Here is a 19,476-nt window from a genome sequence, read left to right as displayed (position 1 = left end):
GCGCCTCCCGTCCGTCTGTGGACGTCCGGTCAGTCTCCACAGGTGCCGCGCGGCTCGCTCGGCGACCGCGACGCGGCACGTACCCTGACCACGATGAACCGCCTGGGAACCGCACTGCTGGCCGCCGTCGAGGCGATCGTGACGGTCGGCGTCGGCGTCGGGATCGCCCTCGTGCCGCTCACGCTGCTCTGGGGGTTCGAGTACGGGCTGCAGATCGACTGGGACGTCTTCTGGAAGGCCGCGGGGAGCGTGTGGCTCGTCGGGCACGGCGTCGACGTCACGTTCCGGCTCGGTGCCGACGTGGCCGCGTCCTCCGGGGTCGACGGTGCGGGAGACCCGATCCACGTGACGCTCGCGGCCCTCGGGTTCGCGGTCGTGACGGCGTGGCTCGGTGGCCGTGCCGGCCGTCGCTTCGCCGAGACCGAGCACCGCACCACCGGTCTGCTGGTCGGTACCGCCGCGGTGGCACTCCTCGGACTCGCGATCGCACTCTCCTCGACCTCCGCTGCCACCGACCCCGTCGTCTGGCAGGCCGTGGTGCTGCCCGCGCTGTGGTTCGCGGTCCCAGCACTCGTCACGAGCGAGGTCTGCCGCCGGCGGCGCGGGCTGCCGGCCGACCCCCTGGCGCAGCGGGTGCTCGGTCAGGTCGACCGGATCCCCGCACCGTGGCGCACGGTGGCGGGCTTCGCGCTCCGCGCCGGGACGGCCGTCACCGCCGTGGTGGTGGCGGCTGCAGGCGTCGTCGTCGCCCTCTTGCTCTTCACGTCCTTCGCCGAGGTCATCGCGCTCTACGAGCGGTCGCACGCCGGGGTCGTCGGTGGCATCGCGCTCACCGTGGGACAGCTCGCCTTCCTGCCCGACTTCGTCGGCTGGGCGGTCGCATGGCTCGTCGGACCGGGCTTCGCCATCGGCACCGGGTCGAGCGTCTCGCCGATCGGCACCGCGCTCGGGCCGATCCCCGGCGTCCCGGTGTTCGGTGCGCTGCCCGCCTCCGGGCACACCTTCGGGCTGCTCGGCGTGCTCGTGCCGGTCGTCGCCGGGTTCGTGGTCGGCGGGCTCGTGCGGCCCGCGCTCGTCCGAGCGCTCGGGGACGACGACTCCCCGCTCCGCCGCGCGCTCGCCGGGGTCGCGTCCGGTGTCGTGGCCGGGGTGCTGACCGGGGTCGCCACGGGACTCACCTCGGGGTCGCTCGGACCGGGGCGGCTCGCCGACGCCGGGCCGAACGGGCTGGTCGTCGGGCTCCTGGCCGCACTCGAGGTCGGCCTGCCCGCGGCGATCGCGCTCGCGCTGGGCAGCGACCTCGTGCGACTGCCGGAGCGGTCGTGGGGCCGTGAGCGCTGGATCGACGCCGAGGACGACCCCGCTGCCCGGGCGGCTGCCGAGGACGCCCGCGCAGGCTCGCTCGTCGCCGCCCTGGACGAGGCCGGAGCCGGGCGTGCGAGCGGGACGCACCGGTTCACGGTCCACGAGGCGCAGGACTCCGTGACCCACGCGAACACGCCGTCGACGACCGCGTCGCACGCCGGGGACGACCAGCCGACGGAGTCGATCGTCGACGACGAGCCCGCCGCCGCGTCCCGGCCCGACCGCGCACCCTCGGCGGACCGCCGGGTCCTGCCGGAGGACCAGACCGCGCCGGAGCACGACCCCGCACCGGAGCGTGCGCACACAGCGCCGCCCGCCGCGCCGGCCCGCGCGCTCGTCGAGGAACCGGACGACGTCGCCCTGCCGGACTGGGCACGGACGGACGCCGTCGCCGCCGAACGGGTCGTGCCGACCACGACGGCACCGCCGGCCCGTGGCGGCATCAGCGGGCTGCGCGACCGGCTCCGCGGTGCCGCCGGCGACGTCCGGGCCCGTGCCGGGGACCTGCGTGACCGGGTCGGTGGCGCCGTGCACCACGGCGGGCAGCTGCCCGAGCGCGACGAGACGCTGCCGCACGCCCCCGGGACCGAACAGCAGCCGGCCTTCCCGTGGAGCACCGAGGAGTTCGTGGCCGGCCGCGACGACGTCGACGAGACCGCGGGCGACGGGGAGACGACCCCGAGCACGGGCCGGTCGACCGCCGCAGCGCAGGACGCGCCGCGGTGGGACCAGACCGACCAGATCGCGGAGGACGAGCTGCCCTGGTGGCGTCGTCCGAAGCACGACGCGTAGCGCTCGCCCTGCCGCCGCTAGGCTGGTCCCCGTGCTCGAACTGGTCGTCCTGATCTCCGGTACCGGCTCGAACCTCCGAGCCCTGCTCGAGGCGACGACCGACGCCGAGTACCCCGCCCGCGTGGTCGCGATCGGGGCCGACCGTGACGCCGAGGGCCTGGCGCTGGGCGAGGAGTTCTCGATCCCGACCTTCACGGTGCCGTTCTCCCGCTTCGCCACGCGCGAGGAGTGGGGCGCCGAACTCGCCGCGCAGATCCGCCCGTGGTCGCCCGACCTGCTCGTGCTCTCCGGCCTCATGCGCCTGCTGCCGCACGCCGTGGTCTCCGAGTTCGCCCCCGCGATCATCAACACGCACCCGGCGTACCTGCCGGAGTTCCCCGGGGCGCACGGCGTCCGTGACGCCCTGGCCGCCGGCGTCGAGCAGACCGGCGCGAGCGTCATCCAGGTCGACGACGGCGTGGACACCGGCCCGATCCTGGCGCAGGAGCGCGTCCCGGTGCTGCCGGGTGACACCGAGTCGACGTTGCACGACCGCATCAAGCCGGTCGAGCGCCGCCTGCTCATCCAGACCATCCTCGACATCGCCAACGGCACCACCGACCTGAAGGGCACCCCGAGCGCATGAGCGTGCACGCCGCCGACCCCAGCCTCTACCGCCACCGCGACGTCGTCCCCGTGCGGCGCGCGCTCATCTCGGTGAGTGACAAGTCCGGCCTGCTCGAGCTCGCCGGCGCCCTCGCCGACGCCGGCGTCGAGTTGGTGTCGACGGGCAGCACGGCGCAGACGATCCGCGTCGCCGGGTACGCCGTCACCGACGTGTCGAGCGTCACCGGGTTCCCCGAGTCGCTCGACGGCCGCGTGAAGACGCTGCACCCGGCGGTGCACGCGGGGCTCCTCGCCGACCTGCGGCTGGAGTCGCACGAGCAGCAGCTCGCCGACCTCGGCATCGCGCCGTTCGAGCTCGTCGTCGTGAACCTGTACCCGTTCGTCGAGACCGTCGCCTCGGGTGCTGATACCGCGACCGTGGTCGAGAACGTCGACATCGGTGGACCCGCCATGGTCCGCGCGTCGGCGAAGAACCACCCGAACGTGGCGATCGTCGTGTCGCCGTCCTCGTACGCCGAGGTCGTCGAGGCCGTCCGCGCCGGGGGCACCACGCTCGAGCTCCGGAAGCGCCTCGCCGCACAGGCCTTCGCGCACACCGCGTCCTACGACGCCGCCGTCGCGTCGTACTTCGCGACCGACGTCGTCGCGCCGGACACGGCCTCCGTCGCCGAGCAGGCCGCCGCACCGACCGTCGCCGGCGACCTCGAGACGCCGGGCGCCTTCGACGAGACGCTCCGCGTCGAGGCCGACCTGACGGCGACGCTCCGCTACGGCGAGAACGCGCACCAGGCCGCCGCGCTCTACACGACCGCCGGTGGGGCGGGCATCGCGCAGGCGACGCAGCTGCACGGCAAGGAGATGTCGTACAACAACTACGTCGACGCCGACGCCGCCGTCCGGGCCGCGTACGACTTCGACACCCCGGCCGTCGCGATCATCAAGCACGCCAACCCGTGCGGCATCGCCATCGCCCCGGCCGACGCGGTCGACCCGATCGCCTCGGCGCACGCCGCCGCGCACGCCTGCGACCCGTTGTCGGCCTTCGGCGGGGTCATCGCGGCGAACCGTCCGGTCACGAAGCAGATGGCCGAGACCGTCCGCGACATCTTCACCGAGGTCGTCGTGGCCCCGGCCTTCGACCCCGAAGCGCTCGAGATCCTCTCGCAGAAGAAGAACATCCGGCTCCTCACGCTGCCGGCGGACTTCGCGCTCGCGACGCGGGAGGTCAAGCAGGTCTCCGGCGGTTTCCTGGTGCAGGACGCGGACCGCTTCACCGCCTTCGACCAGTCCACCTGGACCCTGGTGTCCGGCGAGCCGGCGGACGACGCGACCCTCACCGACCTCGCGTTCGCGTGGAAGGCCAGCCGTGCCGTGAAGTCGAACGGCATCCTGCTCGCCGACCAGGGCGCGAGCGTCGGCGTCGGGATGGGTCAGGTCAACCGGGTGGACTCCTGCCACCTGGCGGTGGACCGCGCCGGGGAGCGGGCCGCAGGAGCCGTCGCAGCGAGTGACGCGTTCTTCCCGTTCGCCGACGGTCTGCAGGTCCTGCTCGACGCCGGGGTCCGTGCCGTCGCACAACCGGGCGGCAGCGTCCGCGACGACGAGGTCGTCGCCGCGGCGCAGGCGGCCGGCGTGACCATGTACTTCACGGGCGAGCGGCACTTCTTCCACTGAGACCTGCTCAGATCGACGGCGTCCAACAACGTCCGGGGCATTGCGCCGCTCCAGCGAGCGTGAATAGTCTGTAAGGCTCCGCACGGGTACGGACGACCACGACCGGACCGGCCGTGCCCGCGGACACAACGGTGACGAAGACGACGACTGGAGTGACGATGGACGCGACGACCGGAACAGTGGCGACGGCTGCCCGGACGGGTCTCGTGTCCCTCGTGGGGACCACTCCCGCTCCGCGGTCCCGGACCCGGACGGCACTGCCGCTCCGGTACCCGGGCGCGGCCGCCGTCTAGCCAGGCCCCTCCCACGGCCCCGCGTCCGACGACACCGTCGGCGAGCGCGGACCACCTGCTGAGAACCCGGGGACCCGTGTCCCCGGTGCCCTCCGGCCCGGTCGACGTCACGCGAGTGACGGCGACGGCGCGCGACCACGCGCCCGGCCGACGACCACCGCACTGCCACACCGCGCCTCCCGGCCGGACCGCCACCCGACGACGTGACCCGTCGACGGGACCGGCGACCCGACCGGGTGGATGCGGCACGACGCACGAGGACGCAACCGCATGTCCACACCGCCCGACCAGGCGCTCCCGTCCACCGACCGACCCTCGACCCTGCGCGCCATCGGCCGCATCTGGCCCTACGTCAAGCCGTACCGCTGGCGGCTGCTCGGCGGCATGGCCGCGGCGATGGGCGCCTCGCTCGTCGCCCTGGCGATCCCCTACGTGCTGCAGTGGCTCGTCGACGGCCCGCTGTCGTCGCGCGACGCAGCACTCATCTGGCCCGCGGGCCTCGGCGTGCTCGCACTCGGCGCCCTCGAGGCCTTCTTCATCGCGTCCCGCCGACGGCTCGTGATGCGCCCGTCGACGCGCATCGAGACGAGCATGCGCAACGCGCTGTACGCCAAGCTGCAGGACCTGCCCGTCGCGTTCCACGACCGTTGGGAGTCCGGGCAGCTGCTCTCCCGTTCGGTCTCCGACCTGTCGCTGATCCGCCGCTGGCTGGCGTTCGGCGTCGTGCTGCTGGTCGTGAACATCGTCACGATCGCCGTCGGCTTCGTCGTGCTCTTCACCTTCGGCTGGCTGCTCGGTCTGATCTTCCTGGTGGCGTCGATCCCGCTGTGGATCAACGGCTTGCTGTTCGAGCGGAAGTACTCCGTCGTCGCGCGCCGCAGCCAGGACCAGGTCGGTGACCTCGCCACGAGCGTCGAGCAGTCGGTGCACGGCATCCGCGTGCTCAAGGCGTTCGGCCGCGGCCGCTACAAGCTCGACGAGTTCAGCGAGCAGGCCGAGGCGCTCCGCGGCACCGAGATCGAGAAGGCGAAGGCCATCGCGAGCATCTGGCTGTGGCTGCTGCTCGTGCCGGACGTCGCGTTCGCGCTGTGCCTGCTCGCCGGCATCTGGCTGGCGTCGCAGGGCGAGCTGACGGTCGGCCAGCTGTTCGCGTTCTTCGCGACGGCGACCGTGCTGCGGTTCCCGATCGAGTCGATCGGGTTCTTCCTGTCGATGACGTTCGACACCCGCACCGCGGTCGACCGGTTCTTCGAGGTCATGGACTCCGAGAACACGATCCAGGACCCTGCCTCGCCGGGGACCATCGCCGAGCCGCACGGCGCGCTGTCCTTCAACGCCGTGCACTTCCGGTACCAGGACGCGACGGACGAGTACCCCGACCTGGTCGACGGCGTGGAGCTGGAGCTGCACCCGGGCGAGACCATGGCGCTCGTCGGCCTGACCGGCAGCGGCAAGACCACGCTGCTGTCGCTCGTGCCGCGGCTCTACGACGTCACCGGCGGGTCGATCACGATCGACGGTGTCGACGTCCGCGACCTGACGCGCGCGGAGCTCCGTCGGCACGTCGGCGTCGCGTTCGAGGACGCGACGCTGTTCTCGACCAGCGTCCGGGAGAACGTGCTGCTCGGCCGACCCGACCTCGAGGGCGCCGAGGCCGAGCGGATCATGCGCGAGGCGCTCGACATCGCACAGGCCTCGTTCGTCGACGACCTGCCCGAGGGCGTCGACACCCGCGTCGGCGAGGAAGGGCTGTCGCTCTCCGGTGGCCAGCGGCAGCGTCTGGCGCTCGCCCGCGCGATCGCCGCACGGCCGTCGGTCCTGGTGCTCGACGACCCGCTGTCGGCGCTCGACGTCGACACCGAGGCTCGGGTCGAGGCCGGGCTGCGCCGCGTCCTGGCGGACACCACGTCGCTCATCGTCGCCCACCGGCCCTCGACCGTGACGCTCGCCGACCGCGTGGCGCTCATGGAGGGCGGCCGGATCACCGCCGTCGGCACCCACTCGGAGCTGATGGCCACCAACGAGCACTACCGCTATGTCATCTCCTCGCTCGACGAGGACGACGCACCCGCCCGAGAGGAGGCGATGGCATGAGCCAGCAGGAGCAGGTACCGCCCGTCGACACGGCAGCCGGGCCGGGAGGCCCTGATCCCGTCCTCGGCGAGGCTGCGGAGACGAAGGTGGCCGGCCCGGCCACCGCCGCGGTCACCACCCTCGGTGTCCGCGGCGAGGAGCGCGAGGACTTCAGCAAGGCGGAGAGCAAGCGCCTGCGGCGCCGCTCCCTCGCCCTGCTCGGGTCGCTCGCGGCCCCGCTGAAGGCACGCCTGGTGCTGCTCGGCGTCGTCGTGGTGGTCTCCACCGCGGGCACCGTCGCCGGTCCGGCGCTCATCGCGTGGGGCATCGACAACGCCCTGCCCCGGGTGATGGACGAGAACGACTGGGTGCCGGCCTTCGGCGTCGTGGCGACGTACATCGTCGTCGCGGTGCTCGGCGCCGTGCTCACCGCCTGGTACACCGTCCTCGCGGCACGGATCAGCCAGGCGATCCTGTTCGACCTGCGGAAGCGCGTGTTCCTGCACACGCAGCGGCTGTCGCTCGAGTTCCACGAGACGTACACGTCCGGCCGGATCATCTCCCGCCAGACGAGCGACCTCGACTCGATCCGCGAGTTGCTCGACTCCGGGCTGAACCAGCTCATCCAGGGCGTGCTGTACATGGTGTTCACGGGCATCGCGCTCGTGGTGCTCGACCCGACGTCCGGCCTCGTGCTCGCGGTGTCGCTCGTGCCGCTGTGGTTCCTCATCCGCTGGTTCCAGACGAACTCGCAGACGCTGTTCCGGGCCACCCGCGTCACGTCGGCCCGGGTGATCGTGCACTTCGTCGAGACGATGACCGGCATCCGGGCGGTGCAGGCGTTCCGGAAGGAGTCCCGCAACCGCGACGAGTACGGCCGCTACGTCGAGGACTACCGGGTGGCGAACACGAAGGTGTTCAACCTGTTCGGGACCTTCGACCCGGTGCTCGTGCTCATCGGCAACGCCACGCTCGCGGCGGTCGTGATCGTCGGCGGCTTCCGGATCGTCGGGGGATCGCTCGAGGTCGGCGCGCTGCTCGCGGTCGCGCTCTACGCCAAGCGGTTCTTCGACCCGGCGCAGGAGCTCGCGATGTTCTACAACGGGTACCAGTCGGCCTCGGCGGCGATGGAGAAGATCTCCGGCGTCCTCGAGGAGCGCCCGTCGGTGCCGGACCCCGCGAAGCCCGTGCGGCTGCCCGAGGCCACCGGTGCGATGGACTTCGACGACGTCGAGTTCGCGTACAACGCCGACAAGGTCGTGCTCCCCGAGTTCGACCTGCACATCCCGGCGGGGCAGACGATCGCGCTCGTCGGGTCCACCGGTGCCGGCAAGTCGACGCTGGCGAAGCTCATGGCGCGGTTCTACGACCCGACCAAGGGCTCCGTCCGGCTCGACGGCGTGGACCTGCGGGACGTCGACCCCAAGGACATGCGCCGGGCGATCGTCATGGTCACGCAGGAGGCGTACCTGTTCTCCGGCTCGGTCGCGGACAACATCGCGCTCGGCAAGCCGGGAGCGACGCGCGACGAGATCGTCCGGGCGGCGAAGGCCGTCGGCGCGCACGCGTTCATCGAGGCCCTGCCCGACGGGTACGACACCGACGTGAACAAGCGCGGTGGCCGGGTGTCCGCGGGACAGCGGCAGCTGCTGTCCTTCGCCCGGGCGTTCATCGCCGACCCGAAGGTGCTCATCCTCGACGAGGCGACGGCGTCGCTCGACATCCCGTCCGAGCGGCTCGTGCAGGAGGGCCTCGAGACCCTCCTCGCGGACCGCACGGCCGTGATCATCGCGCACCGGCTGTCGACCGTCGCGATCGCCCACCGGGTGCTCGTGATGGAGTACGGCCGGATCGTCGAGGACGGCACCCCGGACGACCTGATCGCCGGTACCGGCCGCTTCGCCCAGCTCCACGCGGCCTGGCGGGACTCGCTCGTCTGACGCACCGGGCTGCACGTGGTTGGCTTGCTCCCATGAGCAACGACAGCGTGCAGCCCGGCGGCGTCGCCCTGCGCGACCCCTTCTACGGGGCACCCTTCGCCGAGGCGGTCCGACGGTTCTGGCGGAAGTACACCGTGTTCACCGGCCGGGCCTCGCGCTCCGAGTTCTGGTGGTGGTGGATCACGTCCTTCGTGATCGGGCTCGCACTGCAGCTCGTGCCGCAGGTGTTCACGCCGGACACCCCGGTGCTCGAGAACCCCGTCGGCTCGTACCTGTTCGTCCTGTGGGGACTCGTGACGCTCGTCGGCTCGCTCGCCCTCGGCGCGCGGCGGTTGCACGACGCGGACAGGTCCGGCTTCTGGCAGTTCCTGCACGTGCTCCCCGTGGTCGGCTCGCTCGTGCTCCTGGTGATGTTCCTGCTGCCGTCGAACCCGAAGGGCGCGCGCTTCGACTGAGCGCGCACGCGGGGCGCGACCAACCGGTCGTCGCGCCCGGTCAGAACGGGTCGTCGGCGTCCGTGGCGGGCGACCAGCGCGCACGACGCATGTCGACCCTCCAGGTCGAGGTGCCCTGTACGAGCGGCGTCCCCTCGACGCGGTAGTGCTCGAGTGCCCGGGCCTCGTGCCGGACGGGCGGCAGCCCGCCGGACCGGACCACGCGCCACCACGGCAGGGCGCGGCCCTCGTGGGCCATCACCTTGCCGACCGCGCGGGACGCCCGCGACCCGAGCGCCGCGGCGACGTCGCCGTACGTCATGACGTGACCCGGCGGGATGAGTCGGACCACCTCGGCGACGGCTGCGCCGAAGTCGGCTTCGTCCACCCGTCCGGCTACAGGGCGAGCACGGCGAAGTGGTCGCCGTACTGGGTCTCGCGGACCACCTCGAACCCGAGCGCGCGGAAGAACGCCTCGGGGCTGCCGTCACCACCGGGCTCGTAGACGACGGTCAGACGTTCGAAGCCGCGGCTCCGCGCCTCGTCCGCCAGGCCGTGCACCGCGAAGCGACCGACACCGCGGCCCTGCGCGTCGGCGGCGACGTTGACGCGCCAGATCGCGCTCCGGAGCTCTTCCTCGTTGTTGTCCTCGTCGAAGGTGCCGATGATCATCCCGACCACGCGGTCGCCGTCGAGCACCACGCGGGTCCACGCCGAGCTCGGCTTCACGTCGGACTCGGCGACACCGTACGTCGTCGGCTGCACGAACTGCTCCTGCCCGGGCTTGAGCGTCAGCGAGTTGGCCGCGGCGGCGGTCGACGCGGAGAGGGCTTCGAGGCGGAGGTCCGTCATGCCGCTCAGGCTAGCGGTGCTCCCCGTCCGGGTGCCAGGACGGCGGGCAGACCGTTGCCGCACCGTTGTGGACCGCGTGGCCCGGACATCCGCGCCGCGGTGCGGGGCCCGGTGACCGCGGTAGGGTCGCGACATGGCGGAGCATCGGCGCGGCGCGAACCTGCCGTCGATCGGCGGCTTCAACCGCACCGTCGTGCTCGACGCCGTCCGCCGTTCGCCCGACGGCCTGAGCCGCGTCGAGCTCGCCGCCCGCACCGGGCTGAGCGCGCAGACCGTCTCGAACGTGACCCGGTTCCTCATCGAGGCCGGCATGATCGCCGAGTCCGGCACCGTCGTCGCCGGCCGCGGCAAGCCCCGGACGATCCTGCGGCTCGAGGCCACCAGCCGCTACGCGGTCGGTGTGCACGTCGACCCCGCGGTGGTGACCTACGTGCTCCTCGACCTCGCGGGCACCGTGGTCGCCGAGACCACCACCTCGACCCCGTCGGCCGACGACCCGTCCGAGGTCGTGCGGACGATCGCGACCGCCGTCGACGGGCTCGTCGCCGACGCCGGGGTCGCCGTGGACAGCGTGCTCGGCGTCGGCATCGCCAGCCCCGGCCCCATCGACGTCGACGCGGGCGTGGTGCTCGACCCGCCGTTCCTGCCGCGGTGGCGTGACGTGCCGCTGCGGGACGCACTCGCCGAGGCCACGGGGTTCCCGGTGCTGCTCGAGAAGGACGTCACGGCGGCGGTCGTCGGCGAGATGTTCCTGGCGGGGGAGTCCTCCGCGCGGAACTTCGCCTTCGTCTACTTCGGCACGGGCTTCGGCGTCGGGCTCGTCGTCGACCACGAGCCGGTGCGCGGTGTCGGCTCGAACGCCGGCGACGCCGGGCACATCATGGTCGACCAGGGAGCGCTGGCCGGCACACCGGACGGCTCGGGTACGCGCGGCGAGGTCGGGGCCGCCGTGGCGCCGGCCCGGCTCGTGCAGGTCGCCCGATCGCGTGGGCTCCGGCTCGCCGAGGACGCCCCGGCCGACGACGTCACCGCCGTGCAGCGCGCATGGGAGGCCCTCGGCGCGGCGATCGACGACGGTGACGAGGTCGCGGTCGGACTCGCGGCCGAGGCCGGCGCCGTGATGGGGCAGGCGGTGGTCGTCATCGTCAACCTGCTCGACATCGACCGCGTCGTGTTCGGCGGTCCCTTCTGGTCGCGGATCGCGTCGGCGGCGCTGCCCGCGGCCAGGGGCGCCGTCGTCGACTCCCCGCTGCTCGTACCGAAGCACCCGATCGCGGTGGTCGACAGCGGTCGCGGTGCGGACGTCGCCGCGGTCGGTGCGGCGTGTCTCGTCCTCGACGCAGCACTGTCACCGCGGGCGAGCGCGCTGCTCATCCGGCGCTGACCGGCGAGGGTCAGCGGTCGCCGAGCACCTTCCGCCAGGTGGCCGTCAGCGTGGCGTACTCGTCGTCCGTGAGCAGGTCGCGCACGCCGGTCGCGAGGACCGCGGAGCGGACGGCCTCCTCGGCCCCGGCGCGGTCGCGGAGGTGCGCGTCGGAGTGCTTCACCGCGCGTCCGGCCTCCTGCGCGGCCTCGATCTCGTCGACGCGACCGGCCTCGCCGGCGGCGTCGAGCGCGTGCTGCCACGCGGCGAGCAGGTCGGCGTTCGTCACCATCCGGCCGTCGGCGCCGCCCTGGACCGCGAGCGACGCGCTCGAGACCGGCACCACGATCTGCTCGTCCGCCTTCCAGGCGACGTCGAGGGCCTCGGCCTCCTCGGCGGTGAGCCGCCCGGCACGCTCGATCATCGACTGCAGTGCGGTGTTCCTGGTGTCGTCCGTCACGGTTCCCTCTCCGACCCAACGCGCTCGCGTGGTCCCTCCCATCCTGTCGGCGTCCCCTGTGAGGAGTCGCGAGTCTCCGTCTGCGATCGGCGCCGTCGGCGGACGGGAGGCGCGGGACCGGCCGACACCGCGCCTCCCGTCCGCCGCCTGCTCACGACACCCGTCGTTCACCTGGCCGCCACCGGCCGGACGCCGGGATGCTGAACAGTCGTGCAGGTCTCCCTGACCTCCCCGAGAAGGACCCTGCATGCGCACCCCTGCCCTGCGGCTCGGCGCCGGCCTCGCGACGGGCATCGCCCTCGCCGCCGGTGTGCTGACCGCGACCCCCGCCGTCGCCGCGGTCGGTGACGACGACCCGACCGTCGGCGCCCGCATCACGACCGGCCCCGCCGCCGGACTCGCGATCAACGAGGTCGAGTCCAACGCCGACGACACCGACTGGGTCGAGCTGGTGAACACCTCGTCCGCCGCGATCGACCTGAGCGGATGGCGCTTCCTCGACTCCGACCCGTCGCACACCGCGTACACGCTGCCGCAGGGGACGACGATCGCCGCGGGCGGGTACCTCGTCGTCGACCAGGAGACCACCACCCGTCCGGGCTTCGACTTCGGGCTCGGCGGTGCCGACTCGGTCCGGCTGTACGACCCGTCCGGCGCACTGGCCCTGCGGTACGCGTGGAGCACGCATGCGGCCGTCACGTACGGCAGCTGCCCCGACGGCTCCGGTGTCCTGGTCGACACCACCGCGTCGACGAAGGGCGCGGCGAACGACTGCTCCTCGCCGGTGCGCATCAACGAGGTCGAGTCGCAGGGCGGCACCCCCGGTGACTGGGTCGAGCTGACGAACGTCGGGACGACCACGGTCGACCTCGGCGGGTCCGTGCTGCGGGACAGCGAGGACGACCACGCGTGGACGATCCCCGCCGGCACCACCGTCGCCCCGGGCGGCTTCACGGTGCTCGACGAAGCGCAGGCGGGTTCGGGCACGGGCTTCGGCTTCGGGCTCGGGAAGGCCGACAGCGTGCGGCTGTACGACCCCCGCGGGCTCCTGGTCGACGAGTACTCGTGGACCGCGCACGCGGCGACCACGTACGGGCGGAACCCCGACGGCACCGGCGACTTCGCCGAGACCGCGGAGCCGACGAAGGGTGCGGTGAACCGGTTCGCCGGCGTCGTCACCGCCGAGGCGTGGCCCGGCGGACCGGACGAGACCGTGCTGGACGCCGAGGACACCTTCAGCGGCGACCTGAGCGGCCTCGACTGGGCGCCGTCCGCCTCCTCGCGCGACGGGCAGCTCTGGGCCGTGCAGAACGGGGACGGGCTGCTGTACCACCTGGCCTCCGACGGCCGGGGCGGGTGGGCCCCGACGAACGAGGCGGGCGTCGACCTGCGGTACGCCGACGGCACCGGGACGCCCGACGCCGAGGGCGTCACCGTCACGGCGGACGACCCCGGCGCGGTCTACGTGTCGACCGAGCGCGACAACGACGTGTCGAAGGTCAGCCGCCCGTCGGTGCTGCGCATCGCCACCACCGACGGCTCCGAGGCGGTCCTGCGCGCCACGGACGAGTGGAACCTCGCCGCGGACTTCCCGGGCCTCGGTGCGAACGCCGGGCTCGAGGGCGTGACCTGGGTGCCGGACGCGTGGCTGACCTCGCACGGGTTCGTCGACCAGCACACCGGCGCGGCCTACGCGCCGGCCACGTACCCGGGACACGGCGACGGACTCTTCCTCGTCGGGGTCGAGGGCACCGCGAGCGTGTACGCCTACGCGCTGATGGACGACGGCTCCTCCCAGCGCGTCGCCACGATCGCGACGCCGTTCTCCCTCGTCGCCGAGGTGCAGTTCGACCCGACGCTCGACGCGCTCTGGGTCGTCTGCGACGAGGCGTGCTCCGGCCGCACGGCGCTGTTCGACGTGCGGGACGGGGCGTTCACGCTCGCGACGCTGTACGAGGCGCCGGCGAACGCCGACCGGACGCTCGCGAACGAGGGCTTCGCGATCTCGGGGCGCTGCGTGGACGGTGCTCGAGCGACCTTCACCGCCGACGACAACGACACGAACGGGTCCTCGCTGCGGACCGGCACGTACCCGTGCGACGCGACGGCGGAGCCGGGTGACGGGGAGACGCCCGCTCCGGGTGACGGCGAGACGCCCGCTCCGGGCGGGGACGGTGGCAGCACGCCGGCCCCGGCTCCGGGCACGGGTGGTGGCGCTGGCGGTGGTGGCACCCCGACCCCGACCCCGACGACCCCGAGCGCGACGGCGCCGGTCGTGCCCGACGCCTCGGCCCTCGTCGACGGGAACCGTGGTGTGGTGTCCGCGCCGTCGAGTGTCCGAGCGGGCAGCTCGGTGACGATCAACGTCGGGACGCAGTACGCCGGACAGCGCGTGGCGGTCTGGCTGTTCTCCGGTGCGCGACTCCTCGGGACGCCGGTCGTCGCCGCGGACGGCACCGTGACGGTCGTCGTCCCCGCCGACGTGTCGGTCGGTCAGCACCGTCTCGCCGTCACCGCACTCGACGGCACCGTGCTCGGGTGGACGGGCATCCGGGTCGACCCCGCGACCGGCGAGCTCGCCTTCACGGGTGCCGAGCTGACGGGCGGGATCGCAGCGGCGCTCCTGCTCGTGGCCGCCGGCGCCGGTGTCCTCGTCGCGCGTCGCCGTCGGTCGGCAGACTCGCGGGCCTGAACCCCGGGACGACCTCGCCGACGCCCCGTCGTCCCTCCGGACGGCGGGGCGTCGGCGTACCGCGGTAGCGTCGGAGGATGCGCACCGAGGTCCTCCGCTACACCGCGTTCGCCGCCGAGCCGGGTGGCGGTAACCCTGCGGGCATCGTGCTCGACGCCGAGGGGATGACCGACGCCGAGATGCTCGCCGTCGCCCAGCAGGTCGCGTACCCGGAGACCGCGTTCGTGGTCGGGCGGACCGACGGCGGCGCGTGGCTGCGGTACTTCTCGCCAGCAGCCGAGGTCCCCTTCTGCGGGCATGCCACCGTCGCGACCGCCGTCGTGCTCGCCGAGCGTGAGGGGACCGGCGCCCGGGTGTTCTCGACCGCCGCCGGGGACATCGCGGTGGACACCAGGACCGCGCCGGACGGCAGCGTGCAGGTCGCGATGACGAGCGTCGAGCCCGACACCCGTCCGATCGCCCCCGAGCGGTGGGAGCGGCTCGCCGCCGTGCTCGGGCTCGTCGACGGTGACGTCGCCGACGGCTTCCCGGTGCTCGAGTCCTTCGCGGGCAACTGGCACCCGGTGGTCGTGCTCGCGGACCCCGAGCTCTTCCACCAGTTCCGCTTCGACCCCGCCGCGCTCGCCGCCCTGAAGCGGGAGTACGGGTGGGCGGGCACCGTCACGGTCCTGCACCGGACGGCGCCGCTCGAGTTCGAGGCGCGCAACCTGTTCCCTGCCGGGCGCATCACCGAGGACCCGGCGACGGGGTCGGCCGCGGCGTCGACCGGTGCGTACCTGCGGGCGGTGGGTGCGGTGTCCGCCGGTGACCGCGTGGTGATCCGGCAGGGCCGACACGTCGGTCGTCCGAGCGTGCTGCTCGTCGACGTCCCCGGGTCCGGCGGCATCACGGTGACCGGCGGCGCGACGCCCATCGCCTGACCGGCGGCGCCCCCATCGTCCGATCGGCTGCGCGACCCCGCTGGCCCGACCCGCGACACGGCCCCGCTGGCCCGACCCGGGCGGCGCCACCTTGCTGGCCCGACCCGGGCGGCGCCACCCCGGTCGCGTGACCCGGGCGGGGCTGCCCGCACCCGACCGCCAGGTGCCCGTTCCTTCCCAGAACGCCCGCGATGGCTGGCGCTTCCGGGCGTACCTGGTCGTTCCGGCAGGCCAGGTACGCCCGTTCCCGCCTGGTACGCCCGATCTCGCCCGGCGCACGGGGTTGCTTCGTCGTGCCGCGTCTCCAGGTGACCGTTCCTTCCCAGAACGCCCGCGATGGCTGGCGCTTCCGGGCGTACCTGGTCGTTCCGGCAGGCCAGGTACGCCCGTTCCCGCCTGGTACGCCCGGGATCGTCAAGTGCGGGCGCCGTGCCTCGGGGGACCGCAGGCACCGACCCCCCGTCCCCCGCGCCCTCGGGACCGTTGCCGACCCGTGACGAAAAGTGCTTGACACGAATAAGTCCACACGCTGTACTAATCCTGCGCGCGGGTGACGGAGCCCGCGGACATCCCGTGCAAAGGAGCACCGATGAAACGCCGCACCCGAATCATCGCCGGTCTCGCATCCGTGGCAGTCGCCGCGGTCGGGCTGGCGGGTTGTTCCAGCTCGGGCTCTGCCTCGAGCGACACGATCAAGATCGCCTACCAGAAGTTCGGCGCCTTCCAGCAGCTCGACGCTCAGATGAAGGAAGTGAAGACCGAGTACGAGAAGGCCAACCCGGGCAAGAAGGTCGAGCTCGTGCCGATCCAGGCGCAGGAGGACGACTACGCCACCAAGCTCGCCCTCATGAACCGCGCGCCCGCGACCGCTCCGGACGTCATCTACGAGGACACCTTCCGCATCAAGGCGGACGCCGACGCCGGGTACCTGCTGCCGATCGACCAGTACACGGAGAAGTGGGACGAGTGGGACCAGTTCTACGACAACGCCAAGCAGGCCGGCGAGGGCGAGGACGGCAAGATCTACGGCGTCCCGATGGGCACCGACACCCGGGCGCTCTGGTACAACAAGGACATCTTCGAGAAGGTCGGCCTGCCGGTGCCGTGGAAGCCGAAGACCTGGGACGACGTGCTCGCCGCGGCGAAGACCATCAAGGAGCAGGACCCGGACGTCATCCCGTTCAACATCTACTCCGGGAAGGCACAGGGCGAGGCCTCGACCATGCAGGGCTTCGAGATGCTGCTCTACGGCGCGGACGGTGACGGCAACACGCTGTACCAGGACGGCAAGTGGGTCGTCGGGTCGAAGCAGTTCGAGGACTCGCTGCAGTTCATCGAGGACGTCTACCAGGGCGACCTCGGCCCGACCCCGCAGCAGGCGCTCGACACGAACATCGGCACGACGATCACGCAGACGTGGCTCCCGGAGGGAAAGCTCGCCATCGACCTGGACGGCTCGTGGCAGTCGGGCACGTGGCTCGAGACCGGTACCGCTCCGTGGAAGGAGTGGAACGACGTGATGGGCCAGGCACCGTTCCCGACCCAGAACGGCCAGGAGCCCGGGTACAACTCGATGTCCGGTGGATGGACGCTGTCGGTCGGTGCGAAGTCGAAGGACCCGCAGGCCGCCTTCGACTTCATCACGATGTTCCTCGACAAGGACGGCTCCATCAAGTACGACTCCGAGAACAGCCAGATCGCCGTCCGGAAGGACGTCGCCGAGGACCCGGAGTACACCGGCGCCAACCCCACCTTCGAGTTCTTCTCCGGCCTGGTGGAGCACACCAACTTCCGTCCGGCGACGAGCGAGTACGCGCAGGTGTCGAACGCCATCCAGGTCGCGATGGAGTCCGTCATGACCGGTCAGCAGTCGCCGTCCGAGGCCGCAGCCGTCTACGACAAGGCCGTCGAGGGCGTCGTCGGCAAGGAAAACACCGTCTCCGCCGGTTAGCGGCGTGACCGTCTGACGGACAGGAGGCGCGGGTCACCCCGTGCACCGCGCCTCTCCCAACCGCACGGCCGACGCGCCGCTCCGCAAGCTCCGCGGCGCGTCGGAACCGGCGGTCGGGGCCCAGTCCGTCCCCCACCCACCTTCGGAACCCCTCCGCACCCGGAAGGCATCCACGTGTCCAGCACCCCTCTCGCGCCGACGCTGTCGGCGCCCGGCGCGCCGAAGCGCACCGATCCACCCGTGCCGCGCAAGCGGCGCCCCCTGCGGAACGCGACGCGGGTCGTCCCGCTCCTGCCCGCCGTGGTCCTGCTCGTCATCTTCCTGCTCGGCCCGGTCATCTCGTCGTTCTACGGGTCCTTCACCAACGCCGCCCTGACCGGCGTCGACGCGGCGAACCAGCAGTTCGTCGGGTTCCAGAACTACGTCGAGCTCTTCCAGGACCCGGACTTCCCGAAGTCCGTCGTCCTGACGATCGTGTTCCTCATCGCCTCGGCGGTGGTCGGGCAGAACGTGCTCGGTCTCGGGCTCGCGCTCCTCATGCGCAGTGCGAACAAGGCCGTCCGCGCGGTCGTCGGCACGTTCGTGGTCGCCGCGTGGGTCCTGCCGGAGATCGTCGCCTCGTTCGCCGCGTACGCCTTCTTCCACGACGAGGGCACGCTCAACTCGTTCCTCGCCTCCATCGGGATCAGCGGGCCGAACTGGCTCTACACGTACCCGATGATCGCGGTCGTCTTGGCGAATGTCTGGCGCGGCACCGCGTTCTCGATGCTCGTGTACTCGGCGGCCGTGCAGGAGGTTCCCGAGGAGATCACCGAGTCCGCCGAGGTGGACGGTGCGACCGGCTGGCAGCGGCTCGTCTACATCACGCTGCCGGTCATCCGCCGGTCGATCTCGACGAACCTCATGCTCACGACGCTGCAGACGCTGTCGGTCTTCACCCTCATCTTCGTGATGACGGGCGGCGGGCCGGGCACGAACTCGTCGACCCTGCCGATCCTGGCGTACCAGGAGGCGTTCAAGTTCTCGCAGCTCGGCTTCGGGACCGCGATCGCGACGATCCTCCTGGTCGTCGGCGCGGTGTTCTCGATCATCTACATCCGGGCGCTCAAGCCGGAGGTGGACTGACCATGGCCCTCACCGCTGACCGTCCCGTGTCGAACGCGACCCGTTCCGTGACGGCTCCGGGTGCGATGCACATGACCTCGCCGCGTGGCCGCACCATGCGCTGGGTGTCGAACGTCGTCCTGCTCGTCATCGCCGTGTGCTTCGCGGTGCCGCTGCTCTGGCTCGTGCTCGCCTCGGTGGACACGCAGGCGTCACTGTCCGTGAAGATCCCGTCGCAGTTCACGCTCGACAACTTCACGCAGGTGCTCACCCCGGAGCTGTCGTTCATCCCGCTCGCGAACAGCCTGCTGCTCTCCGGCGGCACCGCCGTCGTCACGGTGGTGTTCGCCCTGCTCGCCGCGTACCCGCTGTCCCGGTACAAGATGCGGGTCAACAAGCCGTTCCTGTACAGCATCCTGTTCGGCACCGGCCTGCCCATCACCGCGATGATGGTGCCCGTCTACGCGCTGTTCGTGTCGCTCAACCTCATCGACAACGTGTGGGGCTGCGTGTTCTTCCTCGCCGCGACCAGCCTGCCGATGGCGATCTGGATGGCGAAGAACTTCATGGACTCGGTGCCGATCTCCCTCGAGGAAGCGGCCTGGACCGACGGCGCGTCGATGTTCACCACGCTGACGCGCATCGTCGTGCCGCTCATGCGCCCGGGGATCGCCGTCGTGTTCATCTTCGTGTTCATCCAGGCGTGGGGGAACTTCTTCGTGCCCTTCGTCCTGCTGCTCTCGCCCGACAAGGTGCCCGCCGCGGTGAGCATCTTCAACTTCTTCGGGCAGAACGGGGCCGTCGCCTACGGGCAGCTCGCCGCGTTCTCGATCGTGTACTCCGTGCCGGTCATCGCCCTCTACGTGCTCGTGTCCCGCGGCCTCGGTGGGGGCAACGCCCTCGCCGGCGGCATCAAGGGCTGACCGCCCCTCGTGCTCTCCGGGCACCGCGCCCGAC

15 protein-coding genes are annotated in these 19,476 nt (G+C 72.2%); 12 read left to right on the top strand and 3 right to left on the bottom strand.

The window, feature by feature from the left end:
• The first annotated feature begins 93 nt into the window (after positions 1-93).
• From DEJ22_RS14240 to DEJ22_RS14215, 6 genes are all read left to right on the top strand, one after another.
• The gene (locus DEJ22_RS14240) at positions 94-2,157 is read left to right on the top strand and encodes a cell division protein PerM (protein ID WP_146241813.1); all 2,064 of its coding nucleotides are present in this window, start codon (positions 94-96) and stop codon (positions 2,155-2,157) included.
• A 31-nt stretch (positions 2,158-2,188) separates the two neighbouring features.
• A complete protein-coding gene (purN, locus tag DEJ22_RS14235) occupies positions 2,189-2,782 on the top strand; it encodes a phosphoribosylglycinamide formyltransferase (protein ID WP_111228208.1) in 594 nt (197 codons plus the stop codon).
• Positions 2,779-4,437 (top strand): bifunctional phosphoribosylaminoimidazolecarboxamide formyltransferase/IMP cyclohydrolase, encoded by a 1,659-nt coding sequence (gene purH, locus DEJ22_RS14230; RefSeq protein ID WP_111228209.1) that lies wholly within the window; start codon positions 2,779-2,781, stop codon positions 4,435-4,437. The genes purN and purH overlap by 4 nt, the downstream gene beginning before the upstream one ends.
• Positions 4,438-5,000: 563 nt before the next feature.
• The gene (locus tag DEJ22_RS14225) at positions 5,001-6,824 is read left to right on the top strand and encodes an ABC transporter ATP-binding protein (protein ID WP_111228210.1); all 1,824 of its coding nucleotides are present in this window, start codon (positions 5,001-5,003) and stop codon (positions 6,822-6,824) included.
• On the top strand, positions 6,821-8,743 hold the full coding sequence (locus DEJ22_RS14220) for an ABC transporter ATP-binding protein (protein WP_258379724.1): 1,923 nt from the start codon (positions 6,821-6,823) through the stop codon (positions 8,741-8,743). The genes DEJ22_RS14225 and DEJ22_RS14220 overlap by 4 nt, the downstream gene beginning before the upstream one ends.
• 32 nt (positions 8,744-8,775) lie before the next feature.
• Positions 8,776-9,198 carry a DUF805 domain-containing protein gene (locus DEJ22_RS14215; protein WP_111228211.1) on the top strand — a complete coding sequence of 141 codons (423 nt, stop codon included), beginning with the start codon at positions 8,776-8,778 and terminating at the stop codon, positions 9,196-9,198.
• Positions 9,199-9,238: 40 nt separating this feature from the next.
• Here DEJ22_RS14215 and DEJ22_RS14210 read toward each other — a convergent pair whose 3' ends face one another.
• Together DEJ22_RS14210 and DEJ22_RS14205 are read right to left on the bottom strand one after the other, a co-directional pair.
• On the bottom strand, positions 9,239-9,565 hold the full coding sequence (locus DEJ22_RS14210; protein ID WP_111228212.1) for an MGMT family protein: 327 nt from the start codon (positions 9,563-9,565) through the stop codon (positions 9,239-9,241).
• Between the two features lie 8 nt (positions 9,566-9,573).
• The gene (locus tag DEJ22_RS14205) at positions 9,574-10,029 is read right to left on the bottom strand and encodes a GNAT family N-acetyltransferase (protein ID WP_111228213.1); all 456 of its coding nucleotides are present in this window, start codon (positions 10,027-10,029) and stop codon (positions 9,574-9,576) included.
• 133 nt (positions 10,030-10,162) lie between these two features.
• Between DEJ22_RS14205 and DEJ22_RS14200 the strand changes: the two genes are divergently transcribed.
• Positions 10,163-11,413, top strand: a complete 1,251-nt coding sequence (locus DEJ22_RS14200; RefSeq protein ID WP_111228214.1) for an ROK family transcriptional regulator — start codon at positions 10,163-10,165, stop codon at positions 11,411-11,413.
• A 10-nt stretch (positions 11,414-11,423) separates the two neighbouring features.
• Here the strand turns inward: DEJ22_RS14200 and DEJ22_RS14195 are convergent, their stop codons facing one another.
• Positions 11,424-11,852: a hypothetical protein gene (locus DEJ22_RS14195; protein ID WP_111228215.1), complete on the bottom strand. Its 429-nt coding sequence runs from the start codon at positions 11,850-11,852 to the stop codon at positions 11,424-11,426.
• A 247-nt stretch (positions 11,853-12,099) separates the two neighbouring features.
• Between DEJ22_RS14195 and DEJ22_RS14190 the strand changes: the two genes are divergently transcribed.
• The 5 genes from DEJ22_RS14190 to DEJ22_RS14170 all read left to right on the top strand — a co-directional run bounded on the left by DEJ22_RS14190 (position 12,100) and on the right by DEJ22_RS14170 (position 19,442).
• Entirely contained in the window at positions 12,100-14,544 is a 2,445-nt protein-coding gene (locus DEJ22_RS14190) for a lamin tail domain-containing protein (RefSeq protein WP_111228216.1), read from the top strand.
• Positions 14,545-14,621: 77 nt separating this feature from the next.
• Entirely contained in the window at positions 14,622-15,464 is an 843-nt protein-coding gene (locus DEJ22_RS14185; protein WP_111228217.1) for a PhzF family phenazine biosynthesis protein, read from the top strand.
• A gap of 589 nt (positions 15,465-16,053) precedes the next feature.
• On the top strand, positions 16,054-17,415 hold the full coding sequence (locus DEJ22_RS14180; protein WP_111228218.1) for an extracellular solute-binding protein: 1,362 nt from the start codon (positions 16,054-16,056) through the stop codon (positions 17,413-17,415).
• Between the two features lie 174 nt (positions 17,416-17,589).
• Positions 17,590-18,540, top strand: a complete 951-nt coding sequence (locus DEJ22_RS14175; RefSeq protein WP_111228219.1) for a carbohydrate ABC transporter permease — start codon at positions 17,590-17,592, stop codon at positions 18,538-18,540.
• A gap of 2 nt (positions 18,541-18,542) precedes the next feature.
• Positions 18,543-19,442, top strand: a complete 900-nt coding sequence (locus tag DEJ22_RS14170) for a carbohydrate ABC transporter permease (protein WP_502861920.1) — start codon at positions 18,543-18,545, stop codon at positions 19,440-19,442.
• Positions 19,443-19,476 lie beyond the last annotated feature (34 nt).

Origin of the sequence: Curtobacterium sp. MCSS17_007, from assembly GCF_003234175.2 — a bacterium.
Classification (GTDB): Bacteria; Actinomycetota; Actinomycetes; order Actinomycetales; family Microbacteriaceae; genus Curtobacterium.
This window is presented reverse-complemented; position numbering and strand designations above follow the sequence as displayed.